Here is a 16196-nt window from a genome sequence, read left to right on the forward strand (position 1 = left end):
GTCTTACCCCACCTCCACCACCGTCTTCCCAATGGGCGCTAGGCTGGCCCCGGCCAGCTTCATGTGCTGCGCGCCGAAGGGGATGCCGATGATGGTGATGAAGCAGAGCAGCGCCGAGATGAAGTGCCCCAAGAACAGCCACCAGCCCGCCACCAGGAACCAGATGAGGTTGCCCAACGCGCCCAGCGTGCCTGTGCCGATGTCCTGCTGCCCGGTGACGGCGCTGCGGATGACCACCTCCCGCCCGAAGGGCCACAGGCAGAACAGGCCCAGCATGAAGCAGGCCCGCCCCCAGGGGATGCCGAGGATCGAGGCGAACATGCACAGCCCGACCACGAACCAGCCCAGGCCCATGGCGAGCCCGCCAAACACGAACCAGATGAGATTGCCCAGAAGCCGCACGAGCGCGTCCTCCTTTTCCGCCCGCAAGAGCTTTGGGCGGCGTTGACTGTTTGGGGCTACACGCCCGATTCCAGGTGCACCTTCTCCACCACGTTGTCCACCAGCACGTCCTTGGCCTGCCAGTGGCCTTTTTTGATGACGTAGCGGGTGAGCGCGTAGTCGATCTGGTCGATGAAATCGAGCTTGCCCCAGCCGTCGTCGTCCAGAAGCCGCGCCACGTCGTTCAAAAACGGCTCCACGTCGATGTAGTGCCCCTCGAAGTCCACGGCGAGCAGGCGGTCCTTGTAGACCACCTGGTCGAAGGGCATGGACTGGCGGATTTCCTCGAAGGCCTCGGGCGAGAGCCCGTGGATGTCTGCGTACACGCGCACGGCTTCCATGTCGTGTCCTTATGCCGTTGTTGCGGGCGATTCGCCCAGGGTCCGCAGGTCGTCCAGCACGATGGCCGCCGCGCGGTGCGCCGCGCCGGGGCCGCCCACCAGCGCGCGCAGTCCGGCCAGGTCCTCGCGTGCGCTGGCCAGGGCGTCGCCGTCGGCCATCCAGGGCAGCAGGCGCGCCGCCAGCAGGTCGCCGCGCGCCTTGCCCTGCAGCATTTCGGGGAAAATTTCGCGGCCCATGATGAGGTTGGGCAGGCTGGCGTATTTGACCTGCACCACGGCCTTGCCGATGGCGAAGCTTAAGGCCGAAAGCTTGTACGCCACCACCGTGGGCGTGCCGATGAGCGCGGCTTCAAGCGTCACCGTGCCGCTGGCGGCCAGAAGCGCCCGGCTGGTGCGCATGACGCGGTAGCGGTCCTCCGGCGGCAGGACGCGCACGGGCAGCTCCGGCGGCAGGAACAGCCGCAGGAAGTTCTCATCCACGCCCGGCGCGCGGGCCAGGGCCAGGGTCAGGCCGGGCAGCTGGCGGCGCAGCAGCAGCGCCGCGCGGGCGAACTCCGGCAGCAGCGCGCTGATTTCCTTGCGCCGACTGCCGGGCAGGATGCCCAGCTGGTTGGGGTCCGGGTGCAGGGCGTCCAATTCGGCAAGAGGCATCTGGTCCATGAGCGGGTGGCCCACGTAATCCACGTCCATGCCGCGCGCAGCGTAGAAGTCCTTCTCGAACGGCAGGATGCACAGCACGCGGCGCGTGAACCGGCGCAGGAATTCCACCCGGCCGGAGCGCCATGCCCACACCTGCGGGCTGACGTAGTAGTATACCGGAATGCCGAGTGTTTCGGCCATGCGGGCCACGCGGAAGTGGAAGTCCGGGCAGTCGATGAGCACGATGGCCCTGGGCCGCAGCTCCATGAGGGCGCGCTTGACCTCGCCCAGCAGGCGCAGGATGCGCGGCAGGCCGGAAAGCACCTCGGTCAAGCCCACCAGCGAGATGAGGCGCATGGGAAAGCGCACCTGGCACCCGGCCTTGTAGAGCGCCGGACCGCCCATGCCCACGGCGCAGAGGCCGGGCTCCAACTCGCGCAGGGCGCCAAGCAGGCTGGCGGCGTGGATGTCTCCGGAGGCCTCGCCCGCGCTGATCCACAGGGGGCCGGAGGGGTCGCGGAAGGAGATGGAGGGGGGACTGCTCATGCCCGGCAGATAGCGCGAATCGGGCCACGGCGCAAGGCGCGGCCCTGCCGGGGCCGGGCGCGGCGCGGCGTTGCATTGCCGGGCCGGAGGATGTAGGGAAGGGCAGCCTCTGGCGGCGGCCGTGCCGTCCAGGGGCGCACAACCCCCAACGCGGAGCGCTCCATGCGGAAAGTCGGCGTCATCGGCCTTGGCTCAATGGGCAAGATCCACCTGCGCAACTACTGCGAAATGCCGGATGTCCAGGTGCTGGGCGTCATGGACGTGGCGCAGGCCAACCTTGACGAGGCCAAGAGCCGTTTTGGCGTGGCCGGGTTCGCCGACCTGGACGAGTTCTTGAAGCTCGACCTGGACGCGGTGAGCATAAGCGTGCCCACGGTGCTGCATTTCGAGGTGGGCATGAAGGTCATCGAGCGGGGCGTGGCCCTGCTGCTGGAGAAGCCGTTGGCGGCAACCGCGGCTCAGGGCAGTCAACTGGTGGCCGCGGCCCGCGCCAAGGGCGTGCCCCTCATGGTGGGCCACATAGAGCGCTTCAACCCCGCCATCCTCAAGCTCAAGGAACTGGCGGGCGAGGGGCTTGTCTCGGTGGACATCGAGCGTGTGGGCCCGTTCCCGGCGCGCATCCAGGACGTGGGCGTCATCCGCGACCTGGGCTCCCACGACTTGGACCTGCTGCGCTTCCTCTCCGGCGCGGACTTCGAGAGCGTGGACGCGGTGTTCTCCACCACCTTGGCCCCGCACGAGGACAGCGCCTTTATCGGCGCGCGCATGAAAAACGGCGTGCTCGGACACATCACCACCAACTGGCTCACCCCGGCGCGCTCCCGCAGCATCCGCGTGGCCTGCAAGGACCGCTATTTCGTGGCCGACCTCATCGCCCAGCAGGTGCGCGAGTACGGCCCCTTCGACCCCGTGGCCAAGACCTACACGGTGAAGGAGCATCCGGTGATGCCGCGCGAGCAGATGCGCGAGGAGCTTACCGCGTTTCTTGCCGCTGTGCGCGGCGAACGGCCCCTGCCCATAAGCGGCGAGGACGGCCTGTGCGTGCTTGCGGCCATCGAGAAGATCTTCGCCGGGGGCGGGACGGTCTAGGCGTCCGCCGTGCGCACGGGCACGAAATCACGGGCGGTCCTGCGGGGCCGCCTTTTTTTTCTTGAGCATGGCGCAGGTGCAGGCTTGCTGTTGCATTGCGCCATGGTGTCCCGTATCCGGGGAAGGTGCGCGGCAATGGCGGGCATTGCATGTGGACCTGGCGCATTGCGCCTGCAAGCCGGGGAAGGGGAAAGCGCTGATGGCCTTCATGGACAAGGTCGGCTCCCAGGAGTCCGTGCTGAAGGGCATGGACCGGACGAACCGGTTGATCTGGCGATCAACGGCGCATACGTTTTTTCTTCTTGTGCTCCTGGTTTTGTGGCGCAAGGGAAGGAAGCGGGAGTTCGCCTTCTCCCTTGCGGCCTTCATTTTTGTGGCCCTTCTCTCCGTGCCGCTGCTCATCGCGGCCAGGAAATACTTCTGGAATAGCAATTATCTTCTCGTCGGGACATATGTCTGCCTGAATCTCTTCACGTCCGTGCTCCTCATAAAACGCTTCAAGCTGGACGAGGACTTTTCGACATATGACAACGTGGAATCCCTCTTGAACAGGAAACAGTGTGCGGCGGCTTTTGGCGTTGCGCTGCTGGTCCTGTCCGGGGTTTTCTTCGGGGCCGCCGAATACTGTACCGAATGTACCGCGCGGCATTACAGTGAAGGCCGGCGGCTGTACGGGCAGGGCGACTACGTCGGCGCCGCACTGCAATTCAGCGAAAGTCTCGGCTACGCCTCCGTCATTTCAAAAAAGGCCGCAGAGCTTGAGGCCTTGCTTTGGCTGGGCACCGCGCAACGCAAGTTCGGCCAGCTTGATGCGGCTTTGGAGAACCTTGAGCGGGTGCGGCTGCGTTCCATGAACGACACCGGCAAATTCAGGCGTGAGGAGGTGCTCGCGCTCCGCCAGATGGCGCAGTGCCAGAGCGCAAAAGGCAATCACGGCCTCGCGCTTGCGCTCATGCAGCGGTCCATGTGGACGGAATATGCATCCGATTCGCGCTTCAGAACCCCGGCTGCATATGCCTTGCTCGGCAAGCTGCAACTGGAGGCCGATGCCGCAAAGGCGTCCGTGGAGAGCTTTACCCAAGCGGTGCAATTGGCGACAGGGGAGGAGAACAGGCTGTTGCGGGCTCAGGCTCTTGTCCTTATGGGCATTGCCCATCAGAAGATGGACGATGCGGCGTCCTCTCGCCTGGCGTATGAGCAGGCCCTGGAGCTGTATTCGCAACTGGGCGAGACCGCCAAGGCCGGGCGCATTGAGGAAGCCTTGTACGGGGGCAGGCCGCTTGCCGTTTCGGAGTGAGGGCTGAGGGGGCTTACCGCGCGGCGAAGAGCCGCACGTGGTTCTGCACGCTGGATGCCCCGGCGATGCGCGCGCTTTCGAGGAGCTGCTCTTCTTCGTCTCTGGTCCGCACCCGGCCGATGAGCACGGCGTTGCCTTCCACAACATGCACGCGAACGTCCGGCGTGCGCACCCCGGAGAGCCTGAGGATGTTGTCGCGCATCTCGCCGTCGCTGACGGCCCGCCCCTGGCCGCTGCCAACCGGGAACAGGCACAGGGTCACCTGGTCCACGCCCTTGATCTTCGCGGTGGCCCGGCGGGCGCGCTCCAGCTCCTGCCTGTCGGCGTAGGAGCCCACGACATAGGCCTGGCCCTGCGACACCTGCGCGGTGGCCCAGCGCAGGGTGCCGCCCTGCCTGTCCAGCGCGGCGCGCAGCCGGGCCTCTGCCTGGGCGTCCGGGCTGTGGTCCATGTTCAGCGTCTTGCGGGAATTGAGCCCTGCGGCCATGTCATACCCGGTCTTGCCCAACTCGGCGGCGTTCATCACGTCCAGTGCGGCCAGCATGGGCAGCGAGGCGCAGCCTCCGGCGCAGAGCGCGGCGAGGCAGATGAGGAGCGCAAGCCTGAGCGATCGCACGGGGAGTCTCCTGATGCCGTTTGCGCGGCGCGGGGTCAGCGCCGCTGGTTGCCTGTGTCAATCCGCCAGCATCGATGCAGTTTCCTTGCCAGACGTTGCCGTCACTCTGCCGGGCCGCAGGCGTCGGGCGGGGGCGGCGGGGTGCCGTCCCTGCGGCTCACGGCCACATAATACGTCTGCCCGGCCATCCATTGCTCGAACACTTTGGTCACCTGGGCCGGGCGTTCAGTCCAGGCGTCCCATCTTTTCTTCTTGATCACCAGCACCACGTCCTCCTCGGCCACGGCCTTGTCCAGCATGTCGAAGGCCCAGGTCTCGCGGATGACGCCGCCCAGATAGTAGGAATAGATGCCCTGGTAGATGTCGTGCGACAGGGGCGTGTAGCCCAGCTTGGCATACTGCTGCAGGACGAGCGCCTGCGGCTTCGGGCTCATGATGGCGTCCAGGGCCGGGGACAGGGTGCGGGCGGCGGGCTGCACCCACGCGGGCATGAGCAGGGCCAGGGCCAGCAGCACGTGGCGGGGCTCCTGCCTGCGCAGAAGGAACACCCCGGCCGCGCAGGCCGCGAAGCCTCCGGCCACGGCGTACGCGCCGGGCAGGCCGCCGTCCGGGGCCACGGGTGCGGGCAGGAAGCGCGCCCCCTGGCTGGCCGCGGCCGCCAGGACCAGGAACAGCGCGGCCGTGGCCAGCCACAGCCTGCGCCAGGGCAGGGAGCCGTCGCGCAGGGCCAGCGCCAGCAGCAGGGCCAGCGGCGGCAGTTGCGGCAGTATGTACACCACCACCTTGCCGCTCAGCAGGGACAGCAGCACCAGGCCGCTTGCCGCGGAAATCCACAGCCAGGCGCGGGCGTCGGCCTCTGGGGAGGCGTTCTTGCGCCCCTGGGCCAGGCCGCGCCAGAACGCGGCGGAAACAAGCCGCCGCAGCGGCAGGGCCACGGGCGCAAGCATCCAGGGCAGCCAGCAGGGCGGAAAGGCCACCAGATAGAAATACCAGGGCTCGGCGTGGTGGAAGGTCTTGGTGGCGCGCTGGAAAATCTGCTCATAGAAGATCTTGCGCAGAAAGCCCGGCCCCTCCACGACGTAGGCCGCCGCGACCCAGGAAAAGACCACGGCCAGCAGCACGGCCAGGCCCGGCAGCATGTCCTTGCGGAAGAACTCCCGCGCGCGGCCGCGCCAGGACAAAAAGAGCAGCGTGGTCACAATGGGGAACAGCAGACCCAGCGGCCCCTTGGTGAGGGTGGCCAGCGCGGCGAGCAGCATGGCCAGGGCGGCCGCGCGGCCGCGCTGCGCCTCGTTTCCGGTCCGGAAGGCCGCGCAGAAGGCCGCCTGGGAGGCGGTGATCAGCGCCGCGAAGAGCATGTCCATGCGCGAGTAGTGCAGCAACCCGGCGAAGAAGAGCGTGCAGAGCAGCACCATCCCGGCCATCAGGCCCGCGTCGTCCTGCAGGCGCAAGGCCTTGGCCCACAAAAGCACGGCCCAGAGCACAAGAAAGCCGCTTACCGCCGCGCCCAGGAAGAACACCGCCGGGTCGCCCACGCCGGTCACGGCGTCCAGGGCGCGCAACAGCCAGAAGTACAGGGGCGGCTTGTCCGGGTAGGCCACGCCGTTCAGGTTCAGCACCAGCCAGTGCCCGCGCAGCAGTTCAGCGTAGGCGTCGGCGTAGCGCACCTCGTCGGAGAACCACAGGGCCCGGGCGGAAAGCGCGCCCGCGGTCTGCAAGGCGGTAAGCACCGCCAGGGCGGCCAGGGGCCAGCGCCGCATCAGCTCCCACATGCGCTGCATCTACTTGCCCCCCTTGGAAAACGCCCGTTCGATGCGCGGCACGAGGCGCGGAGCCAGGCGGCTGGCAAACACTCCGCCCAGGCAGCCCAGGGCCATGCCCGCCAGCAGGTCCGTGGGATGGTGCGCGCCCACGGCAAGCCTGCTTGCGCCCATGAGGGCCAGCAGCAGCCCCATGAGCAGGGGCACGGCCAGCGATCTGGCGAACAGGGCGAGGCAGGCGGTCTGCACGCTCATCTCCGCGGTGTGCCCGGAGGGCATGGCGTTGTGCGCGGCGTCCAGCGAAAAGGGCACGAGGGGGCCGCCCACGCCGGGGCGGGGCCTGCCGATGCCGACCTTGAGCACGCGCTCGATGGCCAGGGAGAAGAGCAGCTGCGCGGCCAGATAGGCCAGGGCCTGGGCCACGAGCTCGGCCCGGCGGTTTTTGACGCCCACGGCCAGGATGCCCGCGAACGCCAGGTACAGGGCCGGGTTGCCCCAGTCCGTGTAGAACGTGGCGATTGTGAGGGCGTCGGGGTGCTCCGCGCGCCACTGGGCGAAGAACGCGGCCACGGCGTCCTCCCCGCCGATGCAGGCGAAGCAGGCGGCGACCACCAGGACAAGAGGCAGGCACAGGGCCGTCCAGACGGCGAGGGGATGGGGGGCTTGGCGCGACATGCGGCCTTATAGGCCGATTGCCGCCCTGGCGCAACACGGTGCGCGCGGGACCCGGACGATGGACGAGCGCCCGCCCGGCGGAATCGTGACAGGCGGGCGGGCGCGTTCATGGTGTTGCGGTTCCTAGGCCGCGTTCGTGTCGTCCAGGCCGCCCACGCAGCGGTCCACCTCGCGCACCTTGGCCAGAATGTTCTTGCCGATGCGCTTGAACTCCGAGAGGTCGGCCGGGTGGTAGGAGCGCCGGGTCTTGGCCAGTCCGGCCAGGTCGATGGTCTCGTTGAACAGGTACGGCAGGTAGAGCGGATCCTGGCGCACGAAGAAGAGCGCCTGCTCAAGCAGGGTGTGGATTTCGTCCTGGCTCTGGCCGCACTGGCGGAAGAGCTTCTGCATCCGCTTCTCCAGCCCGCGGAAGGAGCTTGTCCAGATGTGGCTGCGCGGCTCGAAGCGCATGGCCTTGGCCGTGCCCCGCGCCTGGCCCAGGGCGTTCAGGAAGCGCTCGCGGCTGCCCGGAGCGCACGCGAGCAGGCCTTCGCTCCGCGCCTGGCCCAGATCCACAGCGGGAGCCCCCTCGATGACCACGCCGCCGCCGTACAGGTTGGCGATGCGGAAGGGAGCCTTCTTTATGTCGTTCTCCAGGTCGCGCTTGCTGGTCAGGTACTGGACGCTGGAGATGATCTCCTCGCCCCAAAGGTTCTTCAAACGCTGGTGCATGGCCGGATCGAAGGCCACTTCGCGCCCGGCGGCGTGGTGCCCCATGGCGTGGGTACTGCCGCCCTTCCAGGCGAAGTCCTGTCCGGCCAGCAGAATGCTCGACGCGCCCATCCAGCGCAGCAGGCGCACCAGGGTCAGGCTCACGTTGCCGCCAGCGTCCAGCACGAACTCGTGGTCCTGCATGGCGAAGGTGCCCAGGCCTCCCTGGGTCCACAGGGGCAGGGTGGGGCCGGGGTAGCGGCGCACCACCTCGGGGTTGACCTTGGTGGAGTAGATGAGCGGGATGTCCGAGGCCCATTCCTCGTCCAGGCGGTTGTACACCGAGAGCATGGAGCCGTCATAGTCCAGCGCCAGGCAGAAGTGCGGCTTAAGGTCCAGGCGGCGCAGGGCTGGCAGGGTCTGCAGGGCCGAGGCGTACAGGGCGTAGCCGGGGTTTGCCGCCAGTTCCGGGGCGAAGCGCTCCAGCGAGGGGCCGGCGCCCAGCACAACGGCCCCGACGCCGCGCGCGGCGTCCTTCAGGGGCAGCAGGCTGCCATCGGCCTGGGCGCGGCGGAAGTTCTTGAGCTCGTTGCCCACCATCACGTCCTGGCGGCAGCGCAGGGTGACCATCTCCACGCTGAAGTTCTCCAGGCGGTTTTTCACCGTCTCGGTCCAGCGGGCGTACTCCGGGCCCAGCTGGCGGCTGGGGATGTCGCCGCGCAGGTAAATTTTGCCGTACACGTACTGCAGGTCCAGGTGGCGAATGTACTCGTTCAGGTGTTCCTCGTTGGGGGCGAGGAAGTGCAGCTTCTTGTTGGCGAAGAACGGCCTGTAGTCGGTTTGGCCCAGGCAGGCCAGCAGCAGTTCCGCGTTGGGCTCGATAACAAGGATCTTGTGCGAGTCCGGGCTCTTGACGAGCAAGTGGTTGAGCCCGTAGCCCACATTGCAGCCAATGATGATGCTGGCGGAGAGGTCGGGCTTGTCCATGTTCGGCCAGTCGCGGTAGAGCAGCCCCGGAGGCATGGCCTCGAACAGACCGGGCCCACCCGGAATGCGCCAGTCGATGTTGCCCCATCGGTTGACAAAGACGGCGGTTTTCAGGGACTGTTCATCGAACTGGCTGTGGGACAGCCAATCATACAGCGCCGGGCTGGCCTTCTCAAGCGCGGTGATGTTGTCTTTCAGGAACGGGAACATGGTCATGGGCCGACCTCTCTTGTTTGGGCCCGACAATGCAAATCACGGGCCAGAGGCTCCGCTGCACGGCGGGCCCTGGCGCAGGGGCGCATAGATGGAACGCACGGACATTTTGCGGCTTGTGGGCGGCACCCCGCTGGTGGAGATTCGCCGCCTGAATCCCCATTCTGGCGTCAAAATCATGGCGAAGCTGGAGTGCATGAACCCCGGCGGCTCCATCAAGGACCGCGTGGCCGCGGCCATGATCGAGGCGGCGGAGCACAGCGGCGAGCTTGTCCCCGGCAAGACCATCATCGAGGCCACCAGCGGCAACACGGGCATTGGCCTGGCCATGGTGGCCGCGGTGAAGGGCTACAAGATGTGCCTCATCATGCCCGATTCCGCCAGCGAGGAGCGCAAGCGCATCATGCGCGCCTACGGCGCGGAGATCCGCCTCACTCCCGGACGGCTGGGCACGGATGGCGCCATCGAGCTGGCCTACCGCCTGGCCCGCACCGAGCCGGACACCTACGTGCTCATGGACCAGTTCAACAACCCCAACAGCATCGCCGCCCACTACAACGGCACCGGCCCGGAAATATGGGAACAGACCGGCGGGAGCGTGACCCATGTGGTGGCCGCGCTGGGCACCTCGGGCACGGCCATGGGCCTGGCCAAGAGCATGCACGAGCATCCGGGCGTGGCGGTCTGCGCCATAGAGCCTTTTGCCGGGCACAAGATCCAGGGCCTCAAGAACATGCACGAGTCCTATCCTCCGGGCATCTACAACAAGAAGGCCCTGGACCGCATCCTGCGCGTGGAGGACGAGGAGGCCTTCGAATGCTGCCGCCGACTGGCGCGCGAGGAAGGGCTGTTCATGGGCATGAGCTCCGGCGCGGCCCTTGCCGGGGCGCTTAAGCTGGCGGCGGAGCTGGCGGCCGAGGGCAGGGGCGGCTACATCGTGGTGATTTTTCCGGACGGCGGGGAACGCTACCTGTCCACCCCGCTGTTCGCCCCCAAGAGCAAGGACGGCCTGCGCCTGATGAACCTGGCCACCGGCGGCAAGACCCACCTCGACGCCTCGGGTGCGCTCCACGTCTACTGCATCGGCCCCAGCCTGGACGAGCCCGACGAGCCTGACGCCTGGCGCAGGTTCGTGCTTTCCGACGTGCTGGTGCGGCATTTGCGCGCGCGCGGCCTGGAGGCCCGGCTGGCCGTCGGTCTGGCCGACCTGGACGACCGCACCCTTGCCGCGGCCCGCGCGGCCGGTCTCTCGCGCGCGCAGTACGCAGAGGGTGCGGTGGCGCGCATCACTGCCCGCGCGGCCGAGCTGGGCGCGCTGCCGGACACGGTCTTCGAGTCGGCCTCGGCCTCGGTGCCCAGGGCGCTGGAGATCTGCCGTAAGCTCTTGGGCAAGGGCCTGGCCTACGAGAAGCTCCGCAGCGTGTATTTCGACGTGCGCCGCGATCCCCGCTACGGGGCCATGAAGCTTATGGACATGGACGGGCTTTCCGTGGGCAAGACCGTGGACCTGGGCGACTACGTGAAGGACAATCCCCTGGACTTCACGCTGCTCAAGCGCGCTACCCTGCAAGACCTCAAGCTCGGCGACATCATCGAGACCGAGTGGGGCAACGTGCGGCCCAGCTGGTTCATGCAGGTGGCCGTGGCCGGGCTTGCCGCCCTGGGCCGCGTGGACGTGCTGGTGGGCGGCGAGGAGCACCAGTTCCCGCACCTGGAGAACCTGCGCGCCATCTGGAGCGCGGCCGGGGTGGAGGTGAAGGCCTGGCTGGCGGACCGCAAGATATCGCGGCCCGAGGGCGGGGAACCCGTGTCCCTGGAACGGCTCATGGAGCTGGCCGGCGGAGCGGCGGCGCTTCGGTTGTGGCTTTTGTCCTCCTCCTACCGCAAGAGCCTTGCCGCCGGAGAGCAGAGCCTCTCCATGTGGGCGCGCAACTGGCACAAGGTGCAGGAGGCCGCCTGCGCCCTGCGCCTGGCCCTTGGCGACGAGGCCGCGTCCGGTCAGGACCGCGAAGCCGGGCCAGCGGAAGAGGTGGAGCAGGCCGTTTTCGACCTCAAGGCCGCCCTTACCGCCGCCTGCGAGGACGACCTTTCCCTGCACCGCTACTGGCCGGGGCTGTTCACCTTCGTCAGGCGCGTCAACGCCTGGATTACGGCGGGCAGGCTGAACCGGGCCGGGGCCGCCGCCTGCCTGAAGCAGTTGGAGGCCGCGGATGCGGTGCTGGGCATTCTGGACGCCAGCCGGATGCCCGTGGCCTGCGGTTGCCTGCCGGACGCCGTGCGCACCCTGGTGGACCGGCGCGAGGCCGCCCGCAAGGCCAAGGATTTCGCCGCCTCCGACGAACTGCGCGGGGAACTGGCCGCCCTGGGCTATCGCGTGGAGGACACGGCGCAAGGCCCGCGCGTGTACCGGCGCGACGCCGCAAGGCAGGACGCTTAGCATGGACCGCGCCTCGCTCGTGTGGGTTCTCGCCGCCTGCGCCTGGCTCAGCTTCGCGGGAATCGCGGTCATTTGCGGGGGGCTGCGGGTGCGCCTGCTGGAGCCCCGCCTGGGCGAGGCCAGGGCGCATGTGGTGGGCACGCTGGCCGTGTGCGTGCTGCTGTTCGCGGCCATGCAGCCCTTTGTCGTGACCACCGGCTTTACGGACACCTGGCCGCTGATGCGCATCGGCGCCTTCTGGACGCTGCTCACCATTGGCTTCGAGTCCGCCTTCGGCCTGCTGGTGTTGAAAAAGCGCCTGGACGAGCTGTTTGCCGACTACAACTTCTTCAAGGGCCGCCTGTGGCTGCTGGTGCTGGTCACCACCTTCTGGGGGCCGGTGTGGTGGGGGATGCTCAGAAGCTAGCCAAGCTTCGCCCGTTGCCCGAATGAAAAGCCCCCGGTCGGAAGGCACTGCCTTCTGCCGGGGGGCTTTTCATTCGGCGGGTCGCCGCTATTTGATTTTTGGGACACAAAGATGCTTGTATTCATCCTCACCGATGGTCCCAGGGACCACGGTCTGCATGGTAACGCCGGGCTCCGTACGGATGACAACGCCATCGGCGTTGTAGAAAAGGCTACGTTGTTGCTGGATGCTCTTGGTCTTACAGTTTAACGCCATTTCGCTCTTGCTGATTATGGGAAGTTCATCAAGTTTGTTGTTTTTTTTGATTCGTTCCGAGGCTTTGAGAGAATAGTCTGTCCGCTCAAAAAAGGTGACTAACTCACCGTTTCGGACGATGGTTTCTTTATCGACCAAGACCTTGGAGCCTTCTTGTGTTGTTCCGATGTGAACCCAATCCGCAGCATAGGCGCTGGCGGCGAACCCCAGGACGACAAAGGAGGAGAGGATAATTTTTTTCATATAAAAGCTGATATCAGTCCAACATTTTACTGTCAAGAACTGATATGCGCATATGCTCACGGCTCCTGTGGTCTCCTATCTCCGTGTCAGCCCGTACTTCTTGAGCTTGTACTGGAGCGTGCGGCGGCTGATGCCCAGCGCATCGGCGGTTTTTTCGCGGTGCCCGCCGGAGGCGTCCAGCGCCTGGCGCAGGGCCTCGCGCTCGGCGTCCTCCAGGGCGGCGGGCAGTCCGGGGGAGAGGGCCACGCCCTGGCCTCCGCCCGCTACGCCGATTCCGGCCCCGCCCGCGCCATCGGCGCCAGCCCCGGCCAGTCCCGCCATTTGCGGGGGCAGCAGCTCCGGACCCAGGGTGTCGGAGCGCGAGAGGATGAGCGCGCGCTCCAGCACGTTCTCCAACTCGCGCACGTTGCCGGGCCAGGAATAGCGCGAGAGCGCCTCCACGAAGGCCGGGGCGATGGCGCGTATCTCCTTGCGGTTTTTCGTCCCCAGCTTGCGCAGCAGGTGCCCGGCCAAGAGCGGCAGGTCGCCGGTGCGTTCGCGCAGGGGGGGAATCTGGATCTCCAGCACCGCCAGGCGGTAGTACAAGTCCTCGCGGAAGCGGCCGCTGGCCACGTCGGCGCGCAGATCGCGGTTGGTGGCCGCCAGGATGCGCACGTCGGTCTCCACGGGTTTCACCGCGCCCAACGGCTCCACGATTTTTTCCTGCAGGGCGCGCAAGAGCTTGGCCTGCAAGGTCAGCGGCATGTCGCCGATCTCGTCCAGAAAGAGCGTGCCCCCGCTGGCCAGCTGGAAGCGGCCGGGCTTGTCCTTCACCGCGCCGGTGAACGCGCCCTTGACGTAGCCGAAGAGCTCGCTCTCCAGCAAGTCCGCGGGCAGGGCCGCGCAGTTGACCTTGATGAGGGGCTTGCGGGCACGCTGGCTGGCCAGATGCAGGCCCTCGGCCACCAGTTCCTTGCCCGTGCCGGATTCGCCCAGGATGAGCACCGTGGCTTCGCTCGGCCCGGCCTGCTCGATGAGCTCGCGCACGCGCACGATGCTTGGGCTGGCGCCCACCAGGGACTCGGCCACGCCACCCTTGAGGGCCGTGCGCAGGCGGGCGTTTTCGTCCACCAGGCGGCGGTACTCGTAGCTTTTCTCCAGCACGGCGGCCAGTTCGTCATTGTCCGCCGGCTTGGTCAGGTAGTCGAAGGCCCCTTGCTTCATGGCCTCCACCGCCGCGCCCACGCTGCCGAAGGCTGTGAGCAGCACCACCGGCAGCACCGGGATGCGGGCGTGCAGTTCGCGCATCAGGGTCACCCCGTCCATGCCGGGCATCTTCATGTCCACCAGGGCCACGTGGGGCTGGGCGCGGTCAAGCAGGGCGAGGGCCGCCTCGCCGGAGGGGGCGTCGGTGACGCGCCAGCCCGCGTCCTCCAGCACGGCGCGCACCAGCATCCGGTGTCCGGGCTCGTCGTCCACCACCAGGGCGGAGCGCTGTTCACTGTTCGGTTTGCTCATTGCTCTCGTCTCCATGGCCGTGTCGGCCTTCGGGATCGGGGAAGAACAGGCGCAGGGCGGTCCCCTGGCCGGGTTCGGAGTCTATGACGGCGCGGCCCCTGTGCCCGCGCATGATGCCCTGGACAATGGCCAGCCCCAGGCCCGTGCCCTGCTTCTTGTCGGTGAAGAACGGCTCGAAGGCCTTTTCGCGTACGGTCTCGTCCATGCCCGCGCCGGTGTCGGCCACGGTGATCCAGACTCCGGAAGGCTCTTGGCCGGGGTCGCTGCGGCGCGAGGAGATGGTGATCCGCCGCTCTGTCCCCTCGGTCTGGGACAAGGCGTCCAGGGCGTTGACGAGCAGGTTCAGCAGGCACTGCTTGAGGGCGTCCTCGTCCGCGTAGACGGTGTCGACCTGGAGGTCGAGCTCCGGGGTCACGCCTCTGTGCTCCAGGTCGAAGCGCAGCAGGCCCCGCAAGCTCTCGGCCAACCTGCGCAGGTCCACTTCGGCGGGGGCCAGGTCGCGCGGGCGCGCCAAGAAGAGCAGGTCCGTCACCACGCGGTTCAGGCGGTCGGCCTCCTGCACCATGGTCGCCGCGTAGGAGGCCAGCGGCTCCTGGCCCTTGAGCTTGGTGGCGAAGAGCTGGGCGAAGCCGCGCAGGGAGGACAGCGGGTTGCGGATTTCGTGGGCCACGCCCGCGGCCAGGGAGCCTATGGTGGCCAGGCGCTTGGCCTCGGCCAGGTCGTCCTCCAGGGTTTTGATGCGTGTGCGGTCGCGCAGGAGCACCATGCGCTCCCCGCCCGCGCCCGCGCTGGAGGCATCGGCCTGCAACGGCAGGCAGAGGATTTCCAAGACGCGCCCGGCGTGCTCGAACTGGCGCCACTGGTAGGGGCGCGCGCCTTCCGCTCCCGCGGCGAGCCCGGCGAAGGGGAATTCCGCCCAGTTGCGGCCGATGAGTCGAGGAGGCGCGGAATCGGCGGCGGAGTCTGCCAGCAGCAGCCGCGCGGCGGAGCCGTTTGCCGAAAGGATGGAGCCGTCCGGACCGAGGGTCACCAGGCCGTCGGGCATGTTGTCCAAAAGCTTGGACTGGAAACGCTCCAGCCGGGCCGCCTTCAGGGCCTGCTCGCGGCGGCGCAGGTAGGCGAAGGCCAGCACCCACAAGAGGCTCGCCGCGCCGAACACGTATCCTGCCTGCAGCAGGGCCGCGCGGCGGTAGGCCTGGAACTGGTCCAGGTGGCGCTGGGGGTTGAGCCCCGCCACAAGGAACATGGACGGCACCTCCGGAGAGCGGTGGATGCCTGGAACCGAGGGCGAGCCGGGCATGTCCTCGGGGTCGTCCTCCGGGTCCAGGGGCGGGGGTTGCCGCTGCTCGGTTGTCGTCCCCTTGCCTTGGCGGGGGCCGCCCTGTGCATCGTCCCGCAGGGGGAAAAGCTGCTCCGGTGGGCAGGGGAAACCCAACCGCGCGCCCTCGCACAGCACCGAAAGGCTGGCCCGGGCGCGAATGGCCGAAAAGATGGCGGGCTTGTCGCGGTACACCAGCGCCCCGGACCAGCGGCCCTGCACCTCCAGGGCGGCGATGATCTCCTCGGGCAGGATGAGGTCGTGCGGGGCCTCGCTTTCGGACGAGGAGGCGACCAGATGGCCGTCCTCGTCGAAGATGCCGATGAACACCACATCGCCGGAGGAGGTCATCTCGCGGAAGAGCTCGTGGATGGTGGGGAAGAATTTGGAGGCGGCGTCGGGGGAGCGGCGGAGCGAACTCATGACCCGCATGAGGTTGGCCTCCACCCCGTGCACCACGGCGCCGCCAGCAAGCTGCATGTGCTGGTCCACAAGGTCGCGCTGGCGGCGGATGCTCTGCAGGGTCAGGAACATGCTGCCCAGGCCCACGGCCAAGAGCGCGAACACCGCCAGAATGATGGGCCCCTTGTCCCTATTGAAGGTGCGCAGTTCCATGGGCTTCAGGTCCTTGTGGCGGCTGGGGGCGACGTGGCCGTTATCCTAGCTAGGCCGTTTGCGGGGCGGGTGTCAACGTGCCGCGCATACGCAGGGCGGGGCGGCCCGGCCGGAGAATGTCCGGTCCGAAC

General features: G+C 67.7%; 14 protein-coding genes. 4 read left to right on the forward strand and 10 right to left on the reverse strand.

The window, feature by feature from the left end; translation table 11 throughout:
* Positions 1-3: 3 nt before the first annotated feature.
* The 3 genes from CHB73_RS04035 to lpxB are packed head-to-tail and all read right to left on the reverse strand — an operon-like array spanning position 4 to position 1967.
* Positions 4-402: a YccF domain-containing protein gene (locus CHB73_RS04035; RefSeq protein WP_089272385.1), complete on the reverse strand. Its 399-nt coding sequence runs from the start codon at positions 400-402 to the stop codon at positions 4-6.
* Positions 403-458: 56 nt separating this feature from the next.
* Positions 459-782 (reverse strand): hypothetical protein, encoded by a 324-nt coding sequence (locus tag CHB73_RS04040; RefSeq protein ID WP_089272387.1) that lies wholly within the window; start codon positions 780-782, stop codon positions 459-461.
* A 9-nt stretch (positions 783-791) separates the two neighbouring features.
* Complete coding sequence (gene lpxB / locus CHB73_RS04045) at positions 792-1967, reverse strand: lipid-A-disaccharide synthase (protein ID WP_089272389.1); 1176 nt, start codon at positions 1965-1967, stop codon at positions 792-794.
* A 162-nt stretch (positions 1968-2129) separates the two neighbouring features.
* Here lpxB and CHB73_RS04050 point away from each other — a divergent pair, with 162 nt between their 5' ends.
* Both CHB73_RS04050 and CHB73_RS04055 read left to right on the forward strand, forming a co-directional pair.
* Positions 2130-3056, forward strand: a complete 927-nt coding sequence (locus CHB73_RS04050; RefSeq protein ID WP_089272390.1) for a Gfo/Idh/MocA family protein — start codon at positions 2130-2132, stop codon at positions 3054-3056.
* A 199-nt stretch (positions 3057-3255) separates the two neighbouring features.
* Positions 3256-4353, forward strand: coding sequence for a tetratricopeptide repeat protein (locus CHB73_RS04055; protein ID WP_089272392.1), 1098 nt, complete (start codon positions 3256-3258; stop codon positions 4351-4353).
* 13 nt (positions 4354-4366) lie between these two features.
* Here CHB73_RS04055 and CHB73_RS04060 read toward each other — a convergent pair whose 3' ends face one another.
* The 4 genes from CHB73_RS04060 to CHB73_RS04075 form a co-directional block, all read right to left on the reverse strand.
* Positions 4367-4969, reverse strand: a complete 603-nt coding sequence (locus CHB73_RS04060) for a BON domain-containing protein (RefSeq protein WP_089272394.1) — start codon at positions 4967-4969, stop codon at positions 4367-4369.
* Positions 4970-5070: 101 nt separating this feature from the next.
* Positions 5071-6750 (reverse strand): ArnT family glycosyltransferase, encoded by a 1680-nt coding sequence (locus CHB73_RS04065; protein ID WP_089272396.1) that lies wholly within the window; start codon positions 6748-6750, stop codon positions 5071-5073.
* A complete protein-coding gene (locus tag CHB73_RS04070) occupies positions 6751-7404 on the reverse strand; it encodes a phosphatase PAP2 family protein (RefSeq protein ID WP_089272398.1) in 654 nt (217 codons plus the stop codon).
* A gap of 123 nt (positions 7405-7527) precedes the next feature.
* The gene (locus CHB73_RS04075) at positions 7528-9297 is read right to left on the reverse strand and encodes a motility associated factor glycosyltransferase family protein (protein ID WP_089272400.1); all 1770 of its coding nucleotides are present in this window, start codon (positions 9295-9297) and stop codon (positions 7528-7530) included.
* A gap of 88 nt (positions 9298-9385) precedes the next feature.
* Here CHB73_RS04075 and CHB73_RS04080 point away from each other — a divergent pair, with 88 nt between their 5' ends.
* Positions 9386-11731: a cysteine synthase gene (locus tag CHB73_RS04080; RefSeq protein WP_089272402.1), complete on the forward strand. Its 2346-nt coding sequence runs from the start codon at positions 9386-9388 to the stop codon at positions 11729-11731.
* A 1-nt stretch (position 11732) separates the two neighbouring features.
* Positions 11733-12137 carry a hypothetical protein gene (locus CHB73_RS04085; RefSeq protein WP_089272404.1) on the forward strand — a complete coding sequence of 135 codons (405 nt, stop codon included), beginning with the start codon at positions 11733-11735 and terminating at the stop codon, positions 12135-12137.
* An 87-nt stretch (positions 12138-12224) separates the two neighbouring features.
* Here CHB73_RS04085 and CHB73_RS04090 read toward each other — a convergent pair whose 3' ends face one another.
* From CHB73_RS04090 to CHB73_RS04100, 3 genes are all read right to left on the reverse strand, one after another.
* Positions 12225-12635, reverse strand: a complete 411-nt coding sequence (locus CHB73_RS04090; RefSeq protein ID WP_143337306.1) for a surface-adhesin E family protein — start codon at positions 12633-12635, stop codon at positions 12225-12227.
* A gap of 75 nt (positions 12636-12710) precedes the next feature.
* A complete protein-coding gene (locus tag CHB73_RS04095) occupies positions 12711-14132 on the reverse strand; it encodes a sigma-54-dependent transcriptional regulator (RefSeq protein ID WP_089272408.1) in 1422 nt (473 codons plus the stop codon).
* On the reverse strand, positions 14113-16065 hold the full coding sequence (locus tag CHB73_RS04100; RefSeq protein ID WP_089272410.1) for a two-component system sensor histidine kinase NtrB: 1953 nt from the start codon (positions 16063-16065) through the stop codon (positions 14113-14115). The genes CHB73_RS04095 and CHB73_RS04100 overlap by 20 nt, the downstream gene beginning before the upstream one ends.
* Positions 16066-16196 lie beyond the last annotated feature (131 nt).

The organism is Humidesulfovibrio mexicanus (genome assembly GCF_900188225.1).
Taxonomy (GTDB): domain Bacteria; phylum Desulfobacterota; class Desulfovibrionia; order Desulfovibrionales; family Desulfovibrionaceae; genus Humidesulfovibrio; species Humidesulfovibrio mexicanus.